20 protein-coding genes are annotated in these 24,396 nt (G+C 57.9%); 15 read left to right on the top strand and 5 right to left on the bottom strand.

The genetic code is table 11. The annotated features are described in order from the left end of the window. Positions 1-98 precede the first annotated feature (98 nt). Complete coding sequence (locus tag AC1MEW_RS28580) at positions 99-1,490, top strand: efflux transporter outer membrane subunit (protein ID WP_480427364.1); 1,392 nt, start codon at positions 99-101, stop codon at positions 1,488-1,490. A gap of 69 nt (positions 1,491-1,559) precedes the next feature. After that, on the top strand, positions 1,560-2,474 hold the full coding sequence (locus AC1MEW_RS28575) for a DUF808 domain-containing protein (RefSeq protein ID WP_480424449.1): 915 nt from the start codon (positions 1,560-1,562) through the stop codon (positions 2,472-2,474). 215 nt (positions 2,475-2,689) lie between these two features. Here the strand turns inward: AC1MEW_RS28575 and AC1MEW_RS28570 are convergent, their stop codons facing one another. Further along, complete coding sequence (locus tag AC1MEW_RS28570) at positions 2,690-3,478, bottom strand: MlaA family lipoprotein (protein WP_201201869.1); 789 nt, start codon at positions 3,476-3,478, stop codon at positions 2,690-2,692. Next, positions 3,471-4,769, bottom strand: coding sequence for a serine/threonine protein kinase (locus AC1MEW_RS28565; protein ID WP_201201870.1), 1,299 nt, complete (start codon positions 4,767-4,769; stop codon positions 3,471-3,473). The genes AC1MEW_RS28570 and AC1MEW_RS28565 overlap by 8 nt, the downstream gene beginning before the upstream one ends. Positions 4,770-4,993: 224 nt before the next feature. On the opposite strand from AC1MEW_RS28565, the gene AC1MEW_RS28560 reads away from it, so the two are divergent. Beyond that, positions 4,994-5,362 (top strand): hypothetical protein, encoded by a 369-nt coding sequence (locus AC1MEW_RS28560; RefSeq protein ID WP_322267799.1) that lies wholly within the window; start codon positions 4,994-4,996, stop codon positions 5,360-5,362. Positions 5,363-5,471: 109 nt separating this feature from the next. On the opposite strand, the gene AC1MEW_RS28555 is transcribed toward AC1MEW_RS28560, so the two are convergent. Continuing rightward, positions 5,472-7,067 carry a glycoside hydrolase family 17 protein gene (locus AC1MEW_RS28555; protein ID WP_480424447.1) on the bottom strand — a complete coding sequence of 532 codons (1,596 nt, stop codon included), beginning with the start codon at positions 7,065-7,067 and terminating at the stop codon, positions 5,472-5,474. Between the two features lie 287 nt (positions 7,068-7,354). Between AC1MEW_RS28555 and AC1MEW_RS28550 the strand changes: the two genes are divergently transcribed. The 3 genes from AC1MEW_RS28550 (at position 7,355) to AC1MEW_RS28540 (ending at position 10,400) form a co-directional block, all read left to right on the top strand. Continuing rightward, on the top strand, positions 7,355-8,206 hold the full coding sequence (locus tag AC1MEW_RS28550; RefSeq protein ID WP_201194927.1) for a glycine betaine ABC transporter substrate-binding protein: 852 nt from the start codon (positions 7,355-7,357) through the stop codon (positions 8,204-8,206). 227 nt (positions 8,207-8,433) lie between these two features. Then, on the top strand, positions 8,434-8,745 hold the full coding sequence (locus AC1MEW_RS28545) for a DUF485 domain-containing protein (protein WP_059407499.1): 312 nt from the start codon (positions 8,434-8,436) through the stop codon (positions 8,743-8,745). After that, positions 8,742-10,400 (top strand): cation acetate symporter, encoded by a 1,659-nt coding sequence (locus AC1MEW_RS28540; protein ID WP_201194925.1) that lies wholly within the window; start codon positions 8,742-8,744, stop codon positions 10,398-10,400. The genes AC1MEW_RS28545 and AC1MEW_RS28540 overlap by 4 nt, the downstream gene beginning before the upstream one ends. Positions 10,401-10,428: 28 nt before the next feature. Here the strand turns inward: AC1MEW_RS28540 and AC1MEW_RS28535 are convergent, their stop codons facing one another. Further along, positions 10,429-10,764: a hypothetical protein gene (locus AC1MEW_RS28535; protein WP_480424445.1), complete on the bottom strand. Its 336-nt coding sequence runs from the start codon at positions 10,762-10,764 to the stop codon at positions 10,429-10,431. Positions 10,765-11,207: 443 nt separating this feature from the next. Then, entirely contained in the window at positions 11,208-12,497 is a 1,290-nt protein-coding gene (gene gltA, locus AC1MEW_RS28530) for a citrate synthase (RefSeq protein ID WP_201194923.1), read from the bottom strand. A 349-nt stretch (positions 12,498-12,846) separates the two neighbouring features. Between gltA and sdhC the strand changes: the two genes are divergently transcribed. From sdhC to sucD, 9 genes are all read left to right on the top strand, one after another. Then, complete coding sequence (gene sdhC / locus AC1MEW_RS28525) at positions 12,847-13,233, top strand: succinate dehydrogenase, cytochrome b556 subunit (protein ID WP_201194921.1); 387 nt, start codon at positions 12,847-12,849, stop codon at positions 13,231-13,233. After that, positions 13,227-13,595: a succinate dehydrogenase, hydrophobic membrane anchor protein gene (gene sdhD, locus AC1MEW_RS28520; RefSeq protein ID WP_123510546.1), complete on the top strand. Its 369-nt coding sequence runs from the start codon at positions 13,227-13,229 to the stop codon at positions 13,593-13,595. The genes sdhC and sdhD overlap by 7 nt, the downstream gene beginning before the upstream one ends. A gap of 3 nt (positions 13,596-13,598) precedes the next feature. Further along, positions 13,599-15,374, top strand: a complete 1,776-nt coding sequence (gene sdhA / locus AC1MEW_RS28515; RefSeq protein WP_201201873.1) for a succinate dehydrogenase flavoprotein subunit — start codon at positions 13,599-13,601, stop codon at positions 15,372-15,374. Between the two features lie 11 nt (positions 15,375-15,385). Continuing rightward, positions 15,386-16,090 (top strand): succinate dehydrogenase iron-sulfur subunit, encoded by a 705-nt coding sequence (locus AC1MEW_RS28510; protein WP_201194917.1) that lies wholly within the window; start codon positions 15,386-15,388, stop codon positions 16,088-16,090. 276 nt (positions 16,091-16,366) lie between these two features. Then, entirely contained in the window at positions 16,367-19,198 is a 2,832-nt protein-coding gene (locus AC1MEW_RS28505) for a 2-oxoglutarate dehydrogenase E1 component (protein WP_201201879.1), read from the top strand. Positions 19,199-19,240: 42 nt separating this feature from the next. Further along, entirely contained in the window at positions 19,241-20,461 is a 1,221-nt protein-coding gene (gene odhB / locus AC1MEW_RS28500) for a 2-oxoglutarate dehydrogenase complex dihydrolipoyllysine-residue succinyltransferase (RefSeq protein WP_201201881.1), read from the top strand. Positions 20,462-20,559: 98 nt separating this feature from the next. Continuing rightward, a complete protein-coding gene (gene lpdA / locus AC1MEW_RS28495; protein ID WP_201201882.1) occupies positions 20,560-21,996 on the top strand; it encodes a dihydrolipoyl dehydrogenase in 1,437 nt (478 codons plus the stop codon). Between the two features lie 200 nt (positions 21,997-22,196). After that, positions 22,197-23,363, top strand: coding sequence for an ADP-forming succinate--CoA ligase subunit beta (sucC, locus tag AC1MEW_RS28490; RefSeq protein ID WP_008148602.1), 1,167 nt, complete (start codon positions 22,197-22,199; stop codon positions 23,361-23,363). Then, entirely contained in the window at positions 23,363-24,244 is an 882-nt protein-coding gene (gene sucD / locus AC1MEW_RS28485; RefSeq protein WP_003210566.1) for a succinate--CoA ligase subunit alpha, read from the top strand. The genes sucC and sucD overlap by 1 nt, the downstream gene beginning before the upstream one ends. Positions 24,245-24,396 lie beyond the last annotated feature (152 nt).

Here is a 24,396-nt window from a genome sequence, read left to right as displayed (position 1 = left end):
TGTTGAATGTTCAGCCGACATCGCGAGCAAGCTCGCTCCCGCAGGGGATTGTGGTGTTCATTCTGGCGGGTGTTTTCAGTCTGGCGCTGAGCGGTTGCATGGTCGGCCCCGATTACCACAAGCCAACCATCGAGCTGCCGATGACCTTCAAGGAAGGCAGCCAATGGCAGCGGGCGGCGGCCAATCCGCAGGGTGCGCTGGACAGCCAGTGGTGGCTGGCCTATCAGGATCCGGTCCTGAACGACCTGATCGCCCGTTCGGCCAAGGCCAACCAGTCGATCATCGCCGCTGAAGCCGCGTATCGCCTGGCGCAGGCGCAAGTGGCGTCGAGTCGCGCCGGGTTGTGGCCGACAGTGGGGGTCGGGCTTTCCGGGACGCGGGGTGTGGGCGGCAGCAGTTCCAGTTCCAGCACGACGACCACTGGCGTCAGCAGCAGTGGCGGTAGCGCCGGCGTTTCGCAATCGGTCAGCGCCACCCTGAGCGCCAGTTGGGAACCGGATTTGTGGGGGCTGGTGCGACGAGGCATCGAGTCGAGCCAGGCCTCGCTGCAGTCGTCCGATGCGTTGCTGGCCGGGGTGCGCCTGTCCATCGATGCCAGCGTGGCCACCAACTACCTGGGATTGCGGCAACTGGACATGGATGTCGACCTGTTGCAGAAACAGCAGACCATCAATCAGCAGTTGCTGGAGATGATTCAAGCGCAAACGGTCCAGGGCACGGCAACCAACGACCAGTTACTGGTTGCTCAGGACCAGTTGGCCACGGTAATCGCCGACCTGCAAACCTCACAACGCTCGCGCGAACAGGCCGAACATGCACTGGCGGTGCTGGTGGGTGTGGCACCGGCGCAGTTCAATCTGCCCGCCGTGGACAGCTACAATTTTGTGCTGCCAATGCCGCCGCGAACCCTGCCATCAAGCCTGTTGCAACGACGCCCGGATGTGGTGTCTGCCGAGCGCGTGGCGGCGGCGGCGAACGCGAAAATCGGTGTCGCCGAAGCGGCGTTTTTCCCGACGCTGGACCTGACTGCCGAAGCCGGCTATCGCGGCACCGCGCTGGGGGGATTGTTCTCCGTGCCTAACCGCATCTGGACCCTCGGCCCGGCGCTGGCCGAAACCATTTTCGACGGCGGCGCGCGGGAGGCGGCGAAACAACAGGCCCAGGCCAGCTACGATCAGGATGTGGCCAACTATCGGGGGACAGTGCTCAGTGCCCTGCAAAACGTCGAGGACAATCTGTCGGCGATCAATCATCTGCACACCCAGGCCCAGGCCTTTGAACAGATGTATCAGCGCAATCAGCAGTTGTTCGGCAGCCAGGAGGCGCAACAACGCGCGGGTATTGTCAGTCAGCAAGCGGTGCTGACCCAGCAGTTGGTATTGCTGCAAGCCGAACAGAACTGGCGCGACACCCAAGGGTTGCTCAGTCAGGGCAGCGTTGCGCTGTTCCAGAGCCTTGGCGGCGGCTGGCAAGTGCCCGCGGATCACTGAGGCGCCTCGCTTCCCCTGCATCGCGCGCGTTATGCTTCGCGCACTTTTTTATGTAGGGAAGCCTGACCCATGGCAGGAAGCAGTTTGCTGGTGCTGATCGACGATATTGCCGCCGTACTCGATGATGTAGCGTTGATGACCAAAATGGCCGCGAAGAAAACCGCCGGCGTGCTCGGCGATGACTTGGCGCTCAATGCCCAGCAGGTCAGCGGCGTACGCGCCGAACGGGAAATCCCGGTGGTTTGGGCAGTGGCCAAGGGCTCGTTTCGCAACAAACTGATTTTGGTGCCCTCGGCGCTGGCCATCAGCGCGTTCGTACCGTGGCTGGTCACGCCGTTGTTGATGGTCGGCGGTGCGTACCTGTGCTTCGAAGGGTTCGAAAAACTGGCCCACAAGTTTCTCCACAGCAAGGCTGAAGATGACGCCGGGCATGCCCAATTGGTCGAAGCCGTGGCTGATCCGGCGACCGATCTGGTGGCGTACGAACAGGACAAGATCAAAGGCGCGATTCGCACCGACTTCATCCTCTCGGCGGAAATCATCGCCATCACCCTCGGCACCGTGGCCGACGCCTCGTTGACCCAGCAAGTGATCGTGCTGTCCGGCATCGCCATCATCATGACCATCGGCGTCTATGGGCTGGTGGCGGGCATCGTCAAACTCGACGATCTCGGCCTGTGGCTGACCCAGAAACCGGGACAAATGGCCAAAAGCATCGGCGGGGCGATCCTGCGGGCGGCACCGTACATGATGAAAAGCCTGTCGGTGATTGGTACCGCTGCGATGTTTTTGGTCGGCGGCGGGATCCTGACCCACGGCGTGCCGGTGGTGCATCACTGGATTGAAAGTGTCGGCGCGAGTGCGGGTGGGGCAGGGTTTATTGTGCCGGCGTTGCTGAATGCGGTGGCGGGGATTGTGGCAGGGGCGGTGGTGTTGGTGGGTGTTATGGCCGCCAGCAAAATCTGGAAATCCGTGAAAGGCTAAAGCCTGATTATTTCGAGAGACCACCACAATCAAATGTGGGAGCGGGCTTGCTCGCGAAAGCGGTGTGTCAGTCAACATCTCTGTTGAATGTGAAGCCGCCTTCGCGAGCAAGCCCGCTCCCACATTGGGCTTGTGGTGTGGCCGGAAATGAAAAAGGCCATTCGATTCGCATCGAATGGCCTTTTTTGTTGCCGTCAGATTTTGTGCCGCCAGAGTTACTCGGCGATCTGCAACTTGCGGGACTCGGTGTAGACGTAACGCACCTTCTCGTACTCGAACGGCGAGTTCAATTGGCCGTAGCGGAAGCTGGTCTGGTAGCGCTTGTCGATACCGCGCAGGACCCAGATTTCCGGGTGGTTTTCGCTGACTTTGGAGACGTTCAGGAAGTTGATCGCCGATTCTCCGGTGTAGTCGACGGCCAGGCCTGCGGTGTCGCGCAGGTTGGACGGGCCGAGGATCGGCAGGACGAAGTAGGCGCCGCCCGGTACGCCGTAGAAGCCCAGCGTCTGGCCGAAGTCTTCGCTTTGGCGCGGCAAGCCCATGGCGGTGGCCGGGTCCCAGAGGCCGGCGACGCCGATCGTGGTGTTGAGCAGCAGTCGCCCGGTAGTCTCCAACGAGCGATGACCCTTGAGCTGCAACAGACTGTTGAACAGGTTCGGCACGTCACCCAGGTTATTGAAGAAGTTGCTCACGCCGGTGCGCAGGAAGCTCGGGGTGATGTAGCGATAACCGTCGACCACGGGCAGGAACACCCATTGGTCGAAGCGGTAGTTGAAGTGGTAAACCCGGCGGTTCCACTCTTCCAGCGGGTCATAGACCGCCAGTGCGTTGAGCGTAGAGCGTTCGAATTCGCGTTGATCCAGCCCCGGGTTGAACTTGAGTTTGCTCAGCGGTTCCTTGAAGCCATCGTTGTCGATAACGACCGGTGCGTTGGCTTTGCTGTTGTCGGCTTGGGCGACGCCTGCACAGAGTAACGCTGCGAAAAGCAGGAGATATTTAGCCACGGAAGAACTCCAGCATGGCGTCGCTGTTGACGCGATAGTTAAGGTTGCCGCAGTGGCCGCCCAGTGGGTAAACGGTCAAGCGATCACCGAATGTCTTGCGCAGGAAACCCAGGTCGCCAGGGCCGAGGATCACGTCGTCGGCGTTGTGCATGACCGAGATTTTCGGGCTGTCATGCAGATAGTCCTTCAGTGCATACAAGCTGACCTGGTCGATCAGTTGCAGCAGGCTGCCGCCGTCGGTGCGGGCGCGCCACATCGGAATGACCTGTTCGGTGATGTAGCAGTCGAAGTCGCATTGCAGCGCACGCTTGAGGAACGGCGTGAGGCTGGTGCCTTCGGTGATCGGGTATTTCGGCGGGGTGATCAGGCCACGGCGGTTGATCAGGTCCGAGGTGAAGGCAATGTCGGCCGCCGAGAAGCGGAACGAGGTACCGATCAGCATGGCCATCTGTTCGTTGGTCAGGTGCTGCTTGGACTGCTGGAAGTCATAGAGCAGGGCATCGTTGAGGTCGATGTAGCCTTTCTGCTGGAAGTAGCGGGTCAGTTTGTTCAGCACCAGTTCATAGAAGGTGGTGCTGTTGTTGATGCCCTTGACCTCGGTCTGGACCAGCTTGTCCAGGTTGGTGATCGAGGTGTAGAGGTTGACCGGTGGGTTCAGCAGCAGGACTTTCTTGAAGTTGAAGCTGCGGCGGGTTTCGTCCAGGTGCGCGACGAAGGCGGCATCCAGAGCGCCCAGGCTGTAACCGGTCAGGAAGTACTCGGTGACCGGCGTTTTCGGGTTTTGCGCCCGTACGGCCTGCATCACCCGGTACATGTCTTCGGCGTCTTCCTTGGTGATACCGGGCGTGGCGAAGCGAGAAGCGGCGCTCATGAAGTCAAAGCTGGTCGGCGACGACAGTTGCACCACGTGATAGCCGGCCTTGTAGTAGAGCTTTTTCAGGTATTCGTTGAGGCTGCTGTCATAGCGCGCACCGGTACCGGCGATCAGGAAAATCAGTGGGGCGGCGTGATCCTGGGTGGCGATGCGGTAGGTGAGTTTTTTCACCGGCCAGAAATTGTCCGGCAGGCTGAATTCACGCTCCGGGCGCAATCGGACACTGCGGTCCTGCTGATTGATGTCCTCGTTGGAGGGCAACTCCGGGCGTAACTCCGGCGGTGTTGTTGCAATGGTCGCTTCGAACGGGTTGGTCAAAGGGTAGCCATAGCTGGCGGCGTCAATGTCGACCGCCAGTGCGGACGCACTCAAAATAAGGCCGCCAAACAAGGCGGCGAAGCGCAAGGAACGGAGCATGACTAAATCCCTTAGAGAAAGGTGCCGAATGAAGTTCGCAGGCTATGACCACGGGGGCGGCGTCAAAGTGCCATGGATCGGCACCAATCAGGCCTGATTTCGGAGTAATGGTAGCCGGACGATACACTTTGCAGTGATTGGCTGCCTAGTTAACTGTTGTTAACGCTTGCACACGGCTGCCGGGAGATTAAGCTGGCCGCCGTTTTCGTTTATTGGAGTGCTTCATGTCCCGCCGTCTGCCCGTGATTCTGCTGCTTGTTTTGCTGCCGTTATGGCTGGCCGCCAGTTATGGCGCGCGTTATGGCTTCATGGAGGATGCGCGGTGGGTCGGCCTCTGCGTGGATGAGGCGAGTCGCTGGGAATGCCAGGTTCGGTCGAACCTTGGGCTGATGATTCACTTCGCAGTCCTGGGTTGGGGCGCAGTGGCCGCGGCAGTCATCGGTTTTGTCGTACCGGGCCGGGCAGGTTGGTGGCTGGCGGTGTTGGCGCTGGTGCTGGGGTTCCCGGCACTGGCGTTGTACAACACGACGCTGGCGGTGTTTGCGGTGGTGATTGCGGGGTTGCGGTTGGTTCGGGGTTCTCGTAGCGCCTGATAGTCAGTCTTCGCGGGCAAGCCTCGCTCCTACGGATCAATCACAATCATCGTGTTCGACCCGTAGGAGCGAGGCTTGCCCGCGAAGAGGCCGGCAGCAGCGCTGAAGATCAGCCTTTGCGAACCCGTAAACTGCGCCACAACGCGGCAACCATCAACACACTCACCAGCGCCCAACCCCAGGCCTGCTGGTTCTGCAACCCTTCACGGAATAGCTGCGGCGCAATGCCGGCACCGATGATGAAGGTCAGCAAGGCAATCTCCCGACGCGGCACATTCACCGGACGGCACAGATACACCAGCGCCGGCAGGATGAACGCGACACTCGGGAAGCTGCGATAACGCGGGTCGAACACCAGTTCCAGCATCATCACCGCCGCCGCAAAGCCTGCCGCCGCCAGAAGCCAGCCGGCCCGACGTTCCAGCACGTTGAACGCGCGTTCACGCCATCCGGTGCGAGCACTCAAGGTCAGCGCGGCATGGGCCAGCACCAACAGATTCAACGCCGTCAGCAGGCCAACCCACAGCCATTCACTGGCGAATCGGGTGGTCACACGCGCCAGGTCGCCCCAAGCGCCGATCGAGCAGGCGGCCAGTGCGCCTAGCAGCGGCAGAATCAACGCCGAACGTGTGCTGCGAACCCGACCGCCCAGCAGCAACGTGCCGAGGAATATCAAACCGCCCACCGCCAGCCATTGCGACCAGTACGGCACGTTCGTCACTGGACCGGCCAGTACGCCCTTGTCCTGGCGATCGGCATCGAATAGGCCCCAATAACCACCGACTGCTCCTTCACTGGCGCGTTTCCACGGCTGGTCAAAGGCTTCGATCAGGTTGTAGTGCCAGCCTTGTTGCTCGGCCATGGCGACAAACCCACGAATGAACTTGGCCTCGTTGACCCGGCTCGGCAGGGCTGTTTCACGCTGGCGGCCTTCGCTCGGCCAGCCGGTTTCGCCAATCAGGACATCCTTGGGTGCGAACTTGTTGCCGAACACCTGGCGGACCTCAGCCACATGCTGCAGCGCGGCGTCGATGTTCGATGGATCATCTTCCCAGTACGGCAGCAAATGGATGGTCAGGAAATCCACCGCTGGCGCGACTTCCGGGTGTTTAAGCCAGAATTCCCAGACGTCGGCGTAAGTGACGGGCTGCTTGATCTGGCTTTTGACTTTATTAATCAGTGTCGCCAACTGCGCGCCGGTGACTTCCTTGCGCAGCAAGGCTTCGTTGCCGACGATCACCGAGGTCACCACGTCCGGGTTGGCATTGGCCGAGGCGATCAGCAGGTCGACTTCCTTGGCGGTGTCCACCGGGTTGCTGTTGACCCAGGCGCCGATCATCAGCTTCAAGCCGTGCTTGCGCGCCAGGTCAGGCAGGGCCTCGAGGCCGGTCATGGAATAGGTGCGGATGCATTCGAAGCGGGTGGCCAACAGCGCGAGGTCGGCGTCCATGCGCTCGGGGCGCAGCTTGAACGGCTGATCGAATGGCGACTGGTCTTTGTCGAATGGGGTGTAGGAGGCGCATTGCAGCTTGTGCGAAGCACTGGCGACGTCCGGCAGGATCACCGGTTTACCGAGGCCGTACCAGAAGCCGCCGAGAGCAAACAGCCCCAGCAGGCAGGCGAAGAGATAAGCAAAGAAAGGAAAGCGTGATGTCGCGGGCATGATCAGGCCGTCTGGGAGCAAAGGCGCGCATGTTACCTGCATTTGTCCCGCGCTAGGTGGCCTGCATGATTTAGACATGCAAAGTTCGGGCGGATCGGGCGGGGCATTTGCAGCGGTCGCGATTAATGGCGTTCTGATGTCGTTTCTCGATGCCTTGAGGTCGCTGGCAGAGCAGGTCGCTGTTGTCGCGAGGTTGATTATCGAAGTATCAGTACTCCGCTGATGATCGAACGAGTTTGCGGTGAGGCGTGATGGGGGCGCTGTGCACCATAACAATACGTTGACGCCGCTCGGCATCCGTCGGGCGCAGCACTTTCGGGGAAGTAACGATGAAGATGCGACGACTTTTAGGCGCCAGTGCCGCTCTGGTACTTGCGATTGGCTCCACATTTGCCAATGCCGAGAGCAAAACCCTGAGCATCGGCTACGTCGACGGTTGGTCCGACAGTGTCGCGACCACCCATGTCGCGGCTGAAGTGATCAAGCAGAAACTCGGTTATGACGTGAAGCTTCAAGCCGTCGCCACCGGGATCATGTGGCAGGGTGTGGCCACCGGTAAACTCGATGCCATGCTGTCCGCCTGGCTGCCCGTGACCCACGGTGAATACTGGGCCAAGAACAAGGATCAGGTCGTCGATTACGGCCCGAACTTCAAGGATGCAAAAATCGGCTTGATCGTGCCGGAGTACGTCAAGGCCAAGTCCATCGACGACCTGAAAACCGATGACAGCTTCAAAGGTCGTATCGTCGGCATCGACGCCGGTTCAGGCGTGATGCTCAAGACTGATCAGGCGATCAAGGACTACGGCCTGACCAATTACACCCTCAAGGCCAGTTCCGGCGCCGGCATGATTGCCGAGCTGACCCGTGCCGAGAAGAAAAACGAATCCATCGCCGTCACCGGTTGGGTGCCGCACTGGATGTTCGCCAAGTGGAAACTGCGCTTCCTCGACGACCCGAAAGGCGTGTACGGCGCGGCTGAAACCGTGAACAGCATCGGTAGCAAAGAACTGGCAACTAAAGCACCGGAAGTGGCCAAGTTCCTGAAAAACTTCCAGTGGGCTTCAAAAGACGAAATCGGCGAAGTCATGTTGGCGATTCAGGATGGTGCCAAACCTGAAGTTGCAGCCAAGGATTGGGTGGCCAAACACCCGGATCGCGTGGCTGAATGGATCAAGTGATTTGAGCGCAAGCGTCTAGTCAGTACCTTCCAGAGCCCCTTGGCATTTATGCCAAGGGGCTTTTTCGTTTCCGTGTGTTTACGGGGTGCAAAGCAGGCTAATTATTATTTTCTGAAAAGTGGCAAAACCGTCATGTCGTTCTAATACTAAGGTCGTCTGGAACCAGTTCCGCAGCCGCATAAAGTGGATACGTTCTAACAATAATCTGTGCTGCGAGGATAAAAACAATGAACGACAGCATTTACCTCTCGATTCAAAACAGCCCGCGTTTCAAGGAGCTGGTTAGTAAGCGAGAAAAGTTCGCCTGGATACTCTCCGCGATCATGCTTGGGCTTTACTCCGGATTCATCCTTTTGATTGCTTACGGGCCGCATATTCTGGGGGCGAAAATCAGCCCCGAATCTTCGATTACCTGGGGGATACCGATTGGTGTCGGGCTGATTCTCTCGGCCTTTATCCTGACTGCAATCTACGTACGACGCGCCAATGGCGAATTTGACGACCTGAACAATCTGATTCTCAAGGAGGCTCAGCAATGATCCGGCGTCTAATGGCTCTATTGAGCATCGCAGCCTTTGCACCCGGCGCCTGGGCGGCTGAAGCCCTGACCGGCGAAGTGCACAAACAACCCCTCAACGTTTCCGCGATCCTGATGTTTGTCGCATTTGTCGGCCTGACCCTGTGCATTACCTACTGGGCCTCCAAGCGCAACAACTCCGCAGCCGACTACTATGCGGCGGGTGGCAAGATCACCGGCCTGCAAAACGGTCTGGCGATTGCCGGTGACTACATGTCAGCGGCGTCCTTCCTGGGTATTTCCGCCTTGGTGTACGCCTCCGGCTATGACGGCCTGATCTACTCGATCGGCTTCCTGGTGGGCTGGCCGATCATTCTGTTCCTGATCGCCGAGCGTCTGCGTAACCTGGGTAAATACACCTTTGCCGACGTGGCGTCCTACCGCCTCGGGCAAACCCAGATCCGCACGCTGTCTGCTTGCGGTTCGCTGGTGGTGGTGGCGTTCTACCTGATTGCGCAAATGGTCGGTGCCGGCAAGCTGATCCAACTGCTGTTCGGTCTCGACTACTACGTTGCGGTGATCCTGGTCGGCATCCTGATGTGCATGTATGTGCTGTTCGGCGGCATGCTGGCGACCACTTGGGTGCAGATAATCAAGGCTGTGTTGCTGCTGTCTGGTGCCTCGTTCATGGCGCTGATGGTGATGAAACACGTCAACTTTGACTTCAACATGCTGTTTTCCGAGGCGATCAAGGTTCACCCTAAAGGTGAAGCGATCATGAGCCCGGGCGGTCTGGTGAAAGATCCAGTCTCGGCGTTCTCCCTGGGCCTGGCACTGATGTTTGGTACGGCTGGCCTGCCGCATATCCTGATGCGCTTCTTCACCGTGAGTGATGCGAAAGAAGCGCGTAAGAGCGTGCTGTACGCCACTGGCTTCATCGGCTACTTCTACATCCTGACCTTCATCATCGGTTTCGGCGCAATCCTTCTGGTCAGCACCAACCCGGCCTTCAAAGATGCGGCTGGCGCGCTGTTGGGCGGTAACAACATGGCGGCGGTGCATCTGGCTGACGCGGTGGGCGGCAGTATTTTCCTGGGCTTCATCTCGGCGGTAGCGTTCGCGACCATTCTGGCCGTTGTGGCCGGTTTGACCCTGGCCGGTGCGACGGCGGTATCTCACGACCTTTACGCCAGCGTGATCAAGAAGGGCAAGGCCAACGACAAGGATGAGATCCGCGTCTCGAAAATCACCACCATCGCTCTGGGCGTGCTGGCGATTGGTCTGGGCATTCTGTTCGAAAGCCAGAACATCGCGTTCATGGTGGGCCTGGCGTTCTCCATTGCGGCGAGCTGTAACTTCCCGGTGCTGCTGCTTTCCATGTACTGGAAGAAGCTGACCACTCGCGGTGCGATGGTCGGTGGCTGGATGGGGTTGATCAGCGCGGTGGGCTTGATGGTGCTTGGGCCGACCATTTGGGTGCAGATCCTGCATCACGAGAAGGCGATCTTCCCGTACGAGTACCCGGCGCTGTTTTCCATGGCGATTGCGTTTGCCGGGATCTGGTTCTTCTCGATTACTGACAAGTCGGCGGCGGCTGATAAAGAGCGGGCGTTGTTCTTCCCGCAATTTGTGCGTTCGCAGACTGGGTTGGGGGCGAGTGGGGCTGTTTCGCACTAAGGTTTCAGGCTTGTCTATATAAGCTGCGTTAAACAGAAATGCCCCGGTCGAGAGATTGGGGCATTTTTATTGGTTTTGGTTTTGGTTTTGGTTTTGGTTTTGGTTTTGGTTTTGGTTTTGGTTTTGGCTTTGGCTTTTGTAGGAGCGAAGCTTGCCCGCGAAGGCGGCCTGATAGCCGACCTTTATTTTGTTGATCGAGTACATATCCATTTCTGCGGTAACGGCTACTTAGGGTTTCGCCCTTACGGCGACTCACTTTTTTTTCAAACGCCAAAAAAAAGTAAGCAAAAAAAGGCTCGCCCCGAGCGTCCGGCCCCTCGCTTAGGCTCGGCGTTCCTTCGTTACGGTATTCATCCGGGGGCATTGCCCTCCGGTCTGCTTCGCTACGACCTACATGCAATGTGTTCGACTGCGTCGAACAGCGCTGCGCGCCAATCCCCGGATGAACACCTCCGCTCAGCCTCCCGAAGGGGCGGGTAGATCAAGATCAAAAGCCAAAGCAACGGCAACAGCAAGATCAAAAGATCGCAGCCTTCGGCTGCTCCTACAGGGGGAACGCGTATGCTTGAAATCAGGCCGGCAGGCACGCCGAGCCTGAGCGAGGCACCGAACGAAAGGGGCATGAGCGCTTTGGTTACTTTCGCCTGGTCCGGCATTCCGGATTTTCGAAAGTGACTCGCTGTAAGAGCGAAACCAATAGCGGTCGTTACCGAAGAAACAGATATGTTCAAAAATCGCACAAACAAAAACGGCCTCAATATAGAGGCCGTTCCCGGTACAACTTAAGACGTTATCGCAAGACAAATCTTATTTGCGGTCTTCCAGCTTGGTAATGTCACGCGACTCGTAGCCGGTGTACAGCTGGCGCGGACGGCCAATCTTGTACGGGCTGGAGAGCATTTCTTTCCAGTGGGAGATCCAGCCCACGGTCCGCGCCAAAGCGAAGATCACGGTGAACATGCTGGTTGGAATGCCGATCGCCTTGAGGATAATCCCCGAGTAGAAGTCGACGTTCGGGTACAGCGAGCGTTCGATGAAGTACGGGTCGGTCAGGGCGATCTCTTCCAGGCGCATGGCCAGTTCGAGTTGCGGATCGTTTTTGATACCCAGTTCTTTCAGTACTTCGTCGCACGTCTTCTTCATAACTGTGGCGCGTGGGTCGCGGTTTTTGTAAACCCTGTGACCGAAGCCCATCAGTTTGAACGGATCGTTCTTGTCCTTGGCCTTGGCGATGTATTTGTCGATGTTCGAAACATCGCCAATTTCGTCAAGCATGGTCAGAACAGCTTCGTTCGCGCCGCCGTGGGCAGGGCCCCACAGTGCAGCGATACCGGCGGCGATACAGGCGAACGGGTTGGCGCCCGACGAACCTGCCAGACGTACGGTAGAGGTCGATGCGTTTTGCTCGTGGTCGGCATGGAGGATGAAGATCCGGTCCATGGCCTTGGCGAGTACCGGGCTGATCGGTTTGATCTCGCACGGGGTGTTGAACATCATGTGCAGGAAGTTTTCCGCGTACGTCAGGTCGTTGCGCGGGTACATCATGGGTTGCCCCATGGAGTACTTGTAAACCATCGCTGCCAGGGTCGGCATCTTGGCAACCAGGCGGATCGCGGAGATTTCGCGATGCTGCGGGTTATTGATGTCCAGGGAGTCGTGGTAGAAGGCCGAGAGGGCGCCGACTACACCGCACATGACGGCCATTGGGTGGGCGTCGCGACGGAAGCCGTTGAAGAAGGTCTTCAACTGCTCGTGAACCATGGTGTGGTTCTTCACGGTGCTGACGAACTGGGCCTTCTGTTCTGCGGTCGGCAATTCGCCGTTGAGCAGCAGATAGCAGGTTTCCAGGTAGTCCGACTTTTCAGCCAGCTGTTCGATCGGGTAGCCGCGGTGCAGCAGGATGCCGTTGTCGCCGTCGATATAGGTGATCTTCGACTCGCAGGAGGCGGTCGACATGAAGCCAGGGTCAAAGGTGAAACGGCCCGTGGCCGTCAGGCCCCGAACATCAATTACATCGGGACCAACGGTGCCGGTTAAAATGGGCAGCTCGACGGGGGCTGCGCCCTCGATGATCAACTGCGCTTTTTTGTCAGCCATGTGGCCTCCTATTTATGCTTGAAATCATCAGACAGACCCCCCACGCAGGGCCCGCACCACTATAGTGAGATAAATTCGAATGTCAATTTGCCTAAAGTCTTGCTCCAGAAGGCTTTAACCGGACTTTTTCCTCGAAATTACCTGCCATTTACGCCTTTTATCCGACTTGTGCAATGAGCTATTAGGGGGAGGCGAACGCGTTGTCATTAGTAGCCTAACTGTCTATACTCGGCCACCGACCGCCAGGGGCTTTTGGGCCTGCTTTATTGGGGGTCGCATCCCTGGGTGGTGGTTACCTGACCAGTGCACTCCCCAACAACTTTGCCCTGATTGTTAGGGGCTCTTCAGTGTGAAAAAAGCCGTGAAAAGCCAACGACCTGTAAACCTAGACCTAAGGACCATCAAACTCCCCATCACCGGCGTTACGTCGTTTCTTCACCGTGTTTCCGGCATCATCCTCTTCCTGGGCCTTGGCATCATGCTTTATGCATTGGGCAAATCCCTGGGTTCCGAGGAAGGTTTTGTCGAGGTGAAGGCATGCTTGACCAGTCCGCTGGCCAAGTTCGTAGCATGGGGCCTCCTGTCCGCCTTGCTGTATCACATGGTAGCCGGCGTGCGCCATCTGATCATGGACATGGGCATCGGTGAGACGCTGGAAGGCGGCAAACTGGGCTCGAAAATCATTATCGCCGTGTCTGCGGTGCTGATCGTTCTGGCGGGAGTTTGGATATGGTAACCAGCGTAACGAACCTGTCGCGTTCCGGCCTCTATGACTGGATGGCGCAGCGTGTGTCTGCGGTTGTTCTCGCGGCTTATTTCATTTTCCTGATCGGATACCTCGCAGCGCACCCTGGCATTGGCTACGCCCAATGGCATGAGCTGTTTGCAAGCAACGGGATGCGTATCTTCAGTCTGCTGGCCCTGGTGGCCCTTGGCGCTCACGCCTGGGTTGGCATGTGGACCATCGCGACCGACTACCTGACGCCGATGGCGCTGGGCAAGTCCGCGACTGCAGTACGTTTCCTCTTCCAGGCAGTATGCGGCGTTGCGATGTTCGCCTACTTCGTCTGGGGTGTGCAGATTCTTTGGGGTATCTGATTCATGTCTACTACAGTTAATACGCTTTCGTTCGACGCCATTATTATTGGCGGCGGCGGTGCTGGCATGCGCGCTGCGCTGCAACTGGCACAAGGTGGTCACAAGACTGCCGTGGTAACCAAGGTTTTCCCGACTCGCTCGCACACCGTATCCGCTCAGGGTGGCATCACCTGCGCCATCGCCTCGGCAGATCCGAACGATGACTGGCGCTGGCACATGTACGATACCGTCAAGGGTTCCGACTATATCGGTGACCAGGACGCTATCGAATACATGTGTTCCGTAGGTCCGGAAGCGGTTTTCGAGCTCGAGCACATGGGTTTGCCGTTCTCCCGTACCGAACAGGGCCGCATTTATCAGCGTCCGTTCGGCGGTCAGTCGAAAGACTTCGGTAAAGGCGGCCAGGCTGCCCGTACTTGCGCTGCTGCCGACCGTACCGGTCACGCACTGCTGCACACCCTGTACCAGGCCAACCTCAAGGCTGGCACCGTATTCCTTAACGAATACTACGGCGTCGACCTGGTGAAAAACGAAGATGGTGCCTTTGTCGGCATGATCGTCATCTGCATCGAAACTGGCGAAACCTCCTACGTCCGCGCGAACGCCACCGTATTGGCGACCGGCGGTGCAGGCCGTATCTACTCGTCCACCACCAATGCCCTGATCAACACCGGTGACGGCGTCGGCATGGCTCTGCGTGCTGGCGTGCCGGTACAAGACATTGAAATGTGGCAGTTCCACCCGACCGGCATCGCCGGCGCTGGTGTACTGGTTACTGAAGGCTGCCGCGGTGAAGGCGGTTACCTGATCAACAAGCACGGCGAGCGTTTCATGGAGCGTTATGCTCCGAACGCCAAAGACCTGGCTGGTCGTGACGTAGTTGCTCGCTCGATGGTTAAAGAAATCATCGCCGGCAACGGTTGCGGTCCGGATGGCGACCACGTAATGCTGAAACTCGATCACCTCGGTGAAGAAGTTCTGCACAGCCGTCTGCCAGGCATCATGGAACTGTCCAAGACCTTCGCTCACGTCGATCCAGCCGTGTCGCCGATCCCGGTCGTTCCAACCTGCCACTATATGATGGGCGGCGTGCCGACCAACATTCATGGTCAGGCAATCACTCAGGACGCTGAAGGCGTTGACCAGATCATCCCGGGCCTGTTCGCTGTAGGCGAAGTGGCTTGTGTATCGGTTCACGGTGCCAACCGTCTGGGCGGTAACTCGTTGCTCGACCTGGTGGTATTCGGTCGTGCTGCCGGCCTGTTCCTGGAACAGACCCTGAAAGAAGGCGTTGACTACGCTCGCCCTCGCCAGTCCGACATCGACGCTGCCCTGGCACGTCTCGATGGCCTGAACTCGCGTACCGAAGGTGAAGACGTCGCCACCCTGCGTAAAGAACTGCAAAGCTGCATGCAGAACTACTTCGGTGTATTCCGTACCGGTGAATACATGCAGAAGGGTATTGCTCAGTTGGCTGATCTGCGTAGCCGTATCGCCAACGTCAAGATCAACGACAAGAGCCAGGCGTTCAACACCGCTCGTATCGAAGCGCTGGAACTGCAGAACCTGCTGGAAGTGGCCGAAGCTACCGCCATCGCCGCAGAGATCCGCAAAGAGTCCCGCGGTGCTCACGCCCGTGAAGACTTCGAAGAGCGCGATGACGTTAACTGGCTGTGTCACACCCTGTATTTCCCGGGTGAGAAGCGCGTTTCCAAGCGTGCCGTGAACTTCTCGCCAAAAACAGTCCCGACCTTTGAACCAATGATTCGGACTTATTAAGGGTGGCCGCCATGTTGAAAGTCAGTGTTTATCGCTACAACCCTGATCAGGACGCTGCGCCGTTCATGCAAGAATTCCAGGTCAATACCAACGGTAAAGACCTGATGGTGCTGGACGTGCTGGCCCTGATCAAAGAGCAGGACGAGGGTTTCTCCTATCGTCGCTCTTGCCGTGAAGGTGTTTGCGGTTCCGACGGCATGAACATCAACGGCAAAAACGGTCTGGCGTGCGTTACGCCGCTGTCCGCTGTCGTAAAAGGTAACAAGCTGATCGTTCGTCCTCTGCCAGGTTTGCCGGTTATCCGTGACTTGGTCGTCGATATGAGCATCTTCTACAAGCAATACGAGAAGGTTAAGCCATTCCTGCAGAACGACACGCCGGCTCCGGCCATCGAACGTCTGCAGACCCCTGAAGAGCGTGAAAAGCTTGACGGTCTGTACGAGTGCATCCTGTGCGCTTGCTGCTCGACCTCTTGCCCGTCCTTCTGGTGGAACCCGGACAAGTTCCTGGGTCCAGCTGCTCTGCTGCAAGCGTATCGCTTCCTGGCAGACAGCCGTGACACCAAGACTGCCGAGCGTCTGGCTTCGCTGGATGACCCGTTCAGCGTATTCCGCTGCCGCGGGATCATGAACTGCGTCAACGTCTGTCCGAAAGGCCTGAACCCGACTAAGGCCATCGGTCACGTACGTAACATGTTGCTGCAAAGCGGCGTGTGATTCAGCGGCTGTAACCCGGCTGTTGTAAATGTAGTACCGCTGTACCTGTAGATGCTACGGCGCAGGCTTCAACCGGCGCCGTAGTTTTAACCTGAGCAGCAGCTCATAAAGCTGCAGCTCTTATTTTGAAGAAATGAGACAAGCAGGGGCATCCGGGCTGGTACCCGGACTATCAGCGTGATCCTAAGTGGCTTGTTTTAGTCGCTGCATTCGGACTTCTGCAAGTTTGCTCGGTGTCGACGCCGGTGGTGTTCCCCTAACCGAGGGTGACCAAGCATGCAAGAAAGCGTGATGCAGCGCATGTGGAACAGCGCCTACCTATCCGGTAGTAACGCTGCCTATGTGGAAGAGCTCTACGAGCTCTACCTGCACGACCCTAACGCTGTGCCAGAAGAGTGGCGCACCTACTTTCAGAAGTTGCCTGCTGACGGCAACACTGCCACCGATGTTTCGCACTCCACAATTCGCGACCATTTCGTCTTGCTGGCAAAGAACCAGCGCCGCGCACAACCGGTTTCCGCCGGCAGCGTGAGCAGTGAGCACGAGAAGAAGCAAGTTGAAGTGCTGCGATTGATCCAGGCCTACCGTATGCGTGGCCACCAGGCAGCCCAGCTTGACCCGCTGGGGCTGTGGCAGCGTCCTGCACCTGCAGACCTGTCGATCAATCATTACGGCTTGACCAATGCCGATCTTGATACGACCTTCCGTGCCGGCGACCTGTTCATCGGCAAAGAGGAGGCGAGCCTACGCGAAATTCACGAAGCGTTGCAGCAGACATATTGCCGCACCATCGGCGCTGAATTCACGCATATCACCGATTCCGAGCAGCGTCACTGGTTCCAGCAGCGTCTGGAAAGCGTGCGCGGCCGTCCGACGTACTCCGCCGACATCAAGAGCCACCTGCTCGAACGCGTCACTGCCGGCGAAGGTCTGGAAAAATACCTGGGCACCAAATACCCGGGTACCAAGCGTTTCGGTCTGGAAGGCGGCGAGAGCCTGATTCCGATGCTCGACGAGCTGATCCAGCGTTCCGGTTCCTACGGCACCAAGGAAATCGTTATCGGCATGGCCCACCGTGGCCGTCTCAACGTGCTGGTCAACACCTTCGGCAAGAACCCGCGCGAGCTGTTCGACGAGTTCGAAGGCAAGAAGAAGGTCGAGCTGGGTTCCGGTGACGTTAAATACCACCAGGGCTTCTCCTCCAACGTCATGACCGCCGGCGGTGAAGTTCACCTGGCCATGGCCTTCAACCCGTCCCACCTGGAAATCGTTTCTCCAGTGGTCGAAGGTTCGGTCCGTGCCCGTCAGGATCGTCGTAACGACCCTACCGGTGAAAAGGTTCTGCCGATCTCCATCCACGGTGACGCGGCATTCGCCGGTCAGGGCGTGGTGATGGAAACCTTCCAGATGTCGCAGACCCGCGGTTTCAAAACCGGCGGTACCGTGCACATCGTGATCAACAACCAGGTCGGTTTCACCATCAGCAACCCGGAAGATTCGCGCTCTACCGAGTACGCAACCGACGTCGCGAAAATGATCCAGGCGCCGATCCTCCATGTAAATGGTGATGATCCGGAAGCCGTATTGTTCGTGACCCAGCTGGCCATCGACTACCGCATGCAGTTCAAGCGTGACGTGGTAATCGACCTGGTTTGCTACCGTCGTCGCGGCCACAACGAAGCTGACGAGCCTAGCGGCACCCAGCCTCTGATGTACCAGCAGATCACCAAGCAGCGCACCACCCGTGAGCTGTACGCCGAACGCCTGACCCAGGCCGGTGTGGTTGATGATGCACGCGTACAGGCCAAGATCGACGAATACCGCAACGCGCTGGACAACGGTCTGCATGTTGTGAAAAGCCTGGTCAAAGAGCCGAACAAAGAGTTGTTCGTGGACTGGCGTCCGTACCTGGGCCACGCCTGGACTGCACGTCACGACACGAGTTTCGATCTGAAAACCTTGCAGGAACTGTCCGCCAAGCTGCTGGAAATTCCAGAAGGCTTCGTGGTTCAGCGCCAGGTTTCGAAGATCTACGAAGACCGTCAGAAAATGCAAGTCGGCGGCCTGCCGATCAACTGGGGTTACGCCGAAACCATGGCGTACGCGACCCTGGCGTTCGAAGGTCACCCGATCCGCATGACTGGCCAGGACATCGGCCGCGGTACGTTCTCGCACCGTCACGCTGTGTTGCACAACCAGAAAGACGCCGGCAGCTACATTCCGCTGCAGAACCTGTACAAAGGTCAGCCACGTTTCGACTTGTACGATTCGTTCCTGTCCGAAGAAGCCGTACTGGCGTTCGAATACGGTTACTCGACCACCACGCCTGAGGCGCTGGTGATCTGGGAAGCCCAGTTCGGCGACTTCGCCAACGGTGCCCAGGTGGTTATCGACCAGTTCATCACCAGTGGCGAGCACAAGTGGGGCCGTCTTTGCGGTCTGACCATGCTGCTGCCGCACGGTTATGAAGGTCAGGGGCCGGAGCACTCTTCGGCTCGTCTGGAGCGTTACCTGCAACTGTGCGCCGAGCACAACATTCAGGTAGCCGTGCCGACTACGCCGGCTCAGATCTACCACTTGCTGCGTCGTCAGGTGATTCGCCCGCTGCGCAAGCCGTTGATCGTGCTGACACCGAAGTCGCTGCTGCGTCACAAGCTGGCTATTTCGACCCTGGAAGATCTGGCCGAAGGTTCATTCCAGACCGTGATCCCGGAAATCGATGCCCAAGACCCGAAAAAGGTCGAGCGCATTGTTCTGTGTAGCGGCAAGGTCTACTACGACCTGCTGGAAAAACGTCGTGCCGAAGGTCGTGATGACATCGCCATCGTGCGTATCGAGCAGCTGTACCCATTCCCTGAGGACGACTTGAACGAAGTCCTGGCTCCTTATACCAACCTCAAACATATCGTTTGGTGTCAGGAAGAGCCGATGAACCAGGGTGCCTGGTACTGCAGCCAACACCACATGCGCCGCATCGTTGGCAATCACAACAAGGCGCTCGTTCTCGAGTACGCCGGCCGTGATGCTTCTGCTGCACCTGCTTGTGGTTATGCATCGATGCACGCTGAGCAGCAGGAAAAACTGCTGCTAGACGCCTTTACTGTTTAACGCCTTCGCGCACCTGAAACCGAATTTAAGGACCCACTGATAATGGCTATCGAAATCAAAGCCCCCACTTTCCCGGAATCGGTTGCCGATGGCACCGTTGCCACCTGGCACAAAAAACCAGGCGACGCCGTCAAGCGTGATGACCTGATCGTCGATATCGAAACCGACAAAGTGGTACTGGAAGTATTGGCTACTGCTGACGGCGTGCTGGGCGCTATCGTCAAGAACGAAGGCGACACCGTTCTGTCCGACGAAGTCCTGGGCTCCATCCAAGAGGGCGGCGCTGCTGCCGCTCCAGCTGCTGCCGCTGCTCCGGCCGCTGCACAAGCTGCTGCTCCAGCTGCCGACGGCGAAGACGATCCTGTTGCTGCACCGGCTGCTCGCAAGCTGGCTGAAGAAAACGGCATCAACATCGCTTCCGTTGCCGGCACCGGCAAAGGCGGTCGTGTGACCAAGGAAGACGTAGTCGCTGCTGTTGCTGCCAAGAAAGCTGCTCCGGCCGCTGCTCCTGCCAAGGCTGCTGCTCCGGCTGCCGCTGCTCCTGTGTTCGCCGCTGGCGACCGCATCGAGAAGCGCGTACCGATGACCCGCGTGCGGGCCACCGTTGCCAAGCGTCTGGTAGAAGCTCAGTCGAACATGGCGATGCTGACCACTTTCAACGAAGTCGACATGACCGAAGTCATGGCCCTGCGTTCGAAGTACAAGGACCTGTTCGAGAAGTCCCACAACGGCGTACGCCTGGGCTTCATGTCGTTCTTCGTCAAAGCAGCTACCGAAGCGCTGAAACGCTTCCCGGCTGTCAACGCGTCGATCGACGGTGCTGACATCGTTTACCACGGCTACGCCGACGTTGGTGTTGCTGTTTCCAGCGACCGCGGTCTGGTTGTACCGGTTCTGCGTAATGCCGAACTGATGAGCCTGGCTGAAATCGAAGGCGGCATCGCTGCTTTCGGTAAAAAGGCGCGCGACGGCAAGCTGTCGATGGACGAAATGACCGGTGGTACGTTCACCATCACCAACGGTGGTACTTTCGGTTCGATGATGTCGACCCCGATCGTCAACCCGCCGCAAGCGGCCATCCTGGGCATGCACAACATTCTGCAGCGTCCTATGGCGATCAACGGTCAGGTCGTTATCCGTCCGATGATGTACCTGGCTCTGTCCTACGATCACCGTCTGATCGATGGCAAAGAAGCTGTGACCTTCCTGGTTACCATCAAGAACCTGCTGGAAGACCCGGCTCGTTTGCTGCTGGATATCTGATAGAAGCAGCCGCAGGTTTCAAGTCCAAAACTGCAAGTAATTGCAGCTTGGCTTGAGGCTTGCGGCTTCAAGCTTGTTGCTAAAAGAGGATTTTTTGAATGTCGCAGAAATTTGACGTAGTAGTGATCGGCGCGGGCCCTGGCGGCTACGTAGCTGCCATCAAAGCAGCGCAACTGGGTCTCACCACTGCCTGCATCGAGAAATACACCGACAAGGAAGGCAAACTGGCCCTGGGCGGTACTTGCCTGAACGTCGGCTGCATTCCTTCCAAGGCGCTGCTGGACAGCTCCTGGAAATACAAGGAAGCCAAAGAAGGCTTCGCGATCCACGGTATCAATCACGCTGGCGTGACCATGGACGTGGCTGCAATGGTTGGCCGTAAAGCCAACATCGTCAAAGGCCTGACCTCTGGCGTTGCAACCCTGTTCAAGGCTAACGGCGTTACTTCCCTGCAAGGCCACGGCAAACTGCTGGCCGGCAAGAAAGTTGAACTGACCAAGCCAGACGGCACCGTTGAAATCATCGAAGCCGAGAACGTGATTCTGGCGTCGGGCTCGCGTCCGATCGACATTCCACCGGCTCCGGTTGACCAGAATGTGATCGTCGATTCGACTGGCGCGCTGGAATTCCAAACCGTACCTAAGCGTCTGGGCGTGATCGGCGCTGGCGTGATCGGTCTGGAACTGGGTTCGGTATGGTCCCGCCTGGGCTCCGAAGTCGTGGTTCTGGAAGCGCTGGAGAAGTTCCTGCCAGCAGCTGACGAAGCGGTTTCCAAAGAAGCTTACAAAACCCTGACCAAACAAGGTCTGGACATCAAGCTGGGCGCTCGCGTTACCGGTTCCAAAGTGAACGGCGACGAAGTCGTTGTGAACTACACCGATACCAACGGCGAACAGAGCATCACGTTCGACAAGCTGATCGTTGCCGTTGGTCGCCGCCCAGTGACCACCGAGCTGCTGGCAGCTGACAGCGGCGTTAACATCGACGAACGTGGCTTCGTTTTCGTTGACGACCAGTGCGCAACCAGCGTTCCGGGCGTTTTCGCAATCGGTGACGTGGTTCGCGGCATGATGCTGGCGCACAAGGCGTCCGAAGAAGGCATCATGGTTGTAGAGCGCATCAAGGGCCACAAAGCCCAGATCAACTATGACCTGATCCCGTCTGTTATTTATACTCACCCGGAAATCGCGTGGGTCGGTAAAACCGAGCAAGCCTTGAAAGCTGAAGGCGTTGAAGTTAACGTCGGCACTTTCCCGTTCGCAGCCAGTGGCCGTGCCATGGCAGCCAACGATACCGGCGGTTTCGTGAAAGTCATTGCTGATGCCAAGACTGACCGCGTATTGGGCGTCCATGTGATTGGCCCGAGCGCTGCAGAACTGGTTCAGCAGGGCGCAATCGGCATGGAATTCGGCACCAGTGCCGAAGACCTGGGCATGATGGTTTTCTCCCATCCGACCCTGTCCGAAGCCCTGCACGAAGCTGCTCTGGCAGTGAATGGCGGCGCCATTCACATCGCCAACCGCAAGAAGCGTTAAGACAAGACAATAAGAAACCACGGCGGAAGGCCCGTCGTGAGCCTTGCGTGCAAGACTCACCGCGGAATGTCCGCCGGACGCAGCCTTGCGTAGTCTCACCGGTTATCCGGAACACCTACGCAAGCAGCAGTCACAGGTGGTGCGGCACTTGATCGAGTGCAGCACCGAATGCGCAGTACCTAACGAAGACGGTAATAAGCATGAATCTTCACGAGTATCAGGGTAAGCAGCTGTTCGCTGAATACGGCCTGCCAGTATCCCAGGGTTTCGCCGTAGACACCCCGGAAGCAGCAGCAGAAGCGTGCGACAAAATCGGCGGGACCGAATGGGTTGTCAAAGCCCAGGTTCACGCAGGTGGTCGCGGTAAAGCGGGCGGCGTTAAGCTGGTTCGCAGCAAAGAAGACGCCAAAGCATTCGCTCAACAGTGGTTGGGCAAGCGTCTGGTGACTTACCAGACTGATGCCAATGGTCAGCCAGTCACCAAGATCCTGGTTGAATCGTGCACTGATATCGCTAAAGAGCTGTACCTGGGCGCTGTCGTTGACCGTTCGAGCCGTCGCATCGTGTTCATGGCTTCCACCGAAGGTGGCGTGGACATCGAGAAAATCGCTCACGACACCCCTGAGAAAATCCTCAAGGCCACTATCGATCCACTGGTTGGCGCTCAGCCATTCCAGGGTCGCGAGCTGGCATTCCAGCTGGGTCTGGAAGGCAAGCAAGTTGCTCAGTTCGCCAAGATCTTCGTAGGTCTGGCCAAGCTGTTCAAGGATCACGACCTGGCTCTGCTGGAAGTGAACCCGCTGGTGATCAAGGCTGACGGCGATCTGCATTGCCTCGACGCCAAGATCAACATCGACGCCAACGCCATGTACCGTCAGCCTAAGCTGAAAACTTTCCACGATCCGTCGCAAGACGATCCGCGCGAAGCGCACGCTGCCAAGTTCGAACTGAACTACGTAGCACTGGAAGGCAACATCGGTTGCATGGTCAACGGTGCTGGCCTGGCCATGGGTACCATGGACATCGTCAACCTGCATGGCGGCAAACCAGCCAACTTCCTCGACGTGGGCGGCGGTGCTACCAAAGAACGCGTTACCGAAGCGTTCAAGATCATCCTGTCCGACACTAACGTCGCTGCAGTATTGGTCAACATCTTCGGCGGCATCGTTCGTTGCGACATGATTGCCGAAGGCATCATCGGTGCAGTGAAAGAAGTCGGCGTGAAAATCCCGGTTGTTGTTCGCCTTGAAGGTAACAACGCTGAACTGGGCGCTAAAGTACTGGCAGAAAGCGGTTTGAACATCATCGCTGCTACCAGCCTGACCGACGCTGCTCAACAAGTTGTCAAAGCTGCGGAGGGCAAATAATGAGCGTCCTGATCAATAAAGACACCAAAGTTATCTGCCAGGGTATTACCGGTTCGCAAGGTAGTTTCCACACCCAGCAAGCCATCGAATACGGCACCAAGATGGTTGGTGGCGTTACTCCTGGTAAGGGCGGCACCGAGCACCTGGGTCTGCCAGTGTTCAACACCGTGAAAGACGCTGTAGCTGCCACTGGCGCCACCGCCAGCGTGATCTACGTTCCAGCTCCTTTCTGCAAAGACTCCATCCTGGAAGCAGCATTCGGCGGCATCAAGCTGATCGTTTGCATCACTGAAGGCATTCCTACCCTGGACATGCTGGATGCCAAGGTCAAGTGCGACGAACTGGGCGTAGTCCTGATCGGTCCTAACTGCCCAGGCGTGATCACTCCAGGCGAATGCAAGATCGGCATCATGCCAGGTCACATTCACTTGCCAGGCAAGGTCGGTATCGTTTCCCGTTCCGGCACCCTGACCTACGAAGCTGTTAAGCAGACTACTGACGCCGGTTTCGGTCAGTCGACTTGCGTCGGCATCGGCGGTGACCCGATCCCGGGTTCGAACTTCATCGACATCCTGAAACTGTTCCAGGAAGACCCGAAGACCGAAGCGATCGTTATGATCGGTGAGATCGGCGGTTCGGCTGAAGAAGAAGCGGCTGCCTACATCAAGGCACACGTGACCAAGCCGGTTGTTTCCTACATCGCTGGTGTGACTGCCCCTGCTGGCAAGCGCATGGGCCATGCTGGCGCAATCATCTCTGGCGGCAAGGGCACAGCAGACGAGAAGTTTGCTGCCCTGGAAGACGCAGGCGTTAAAACCGTGCGTTCGCTGGCAGACATCGGCAAGGCTTTGTCCGAGCTGACCGGTTGGGCTGTCAAGTAAGCCTCGCGCTTAGCTGACGCTTCACCAAACAAAGGCCACCTTCGGGTGGCCTTTGTTGTTTCCGGGATTTGAGCCATTCGCAGGGTTTTTGTGGCGAGGGGGCTTGCCCCCGTTTGGGTTGCGAAGCGACCCCAAAACAGGCGATTGCGTTA

The sequence above is a fragment of the Pseudomonas sp. ASL4 genome, assembly GCF_056680395.1.
This window is presented reverse-complemented; position numbering and strand designations above follow the sequence as displayed.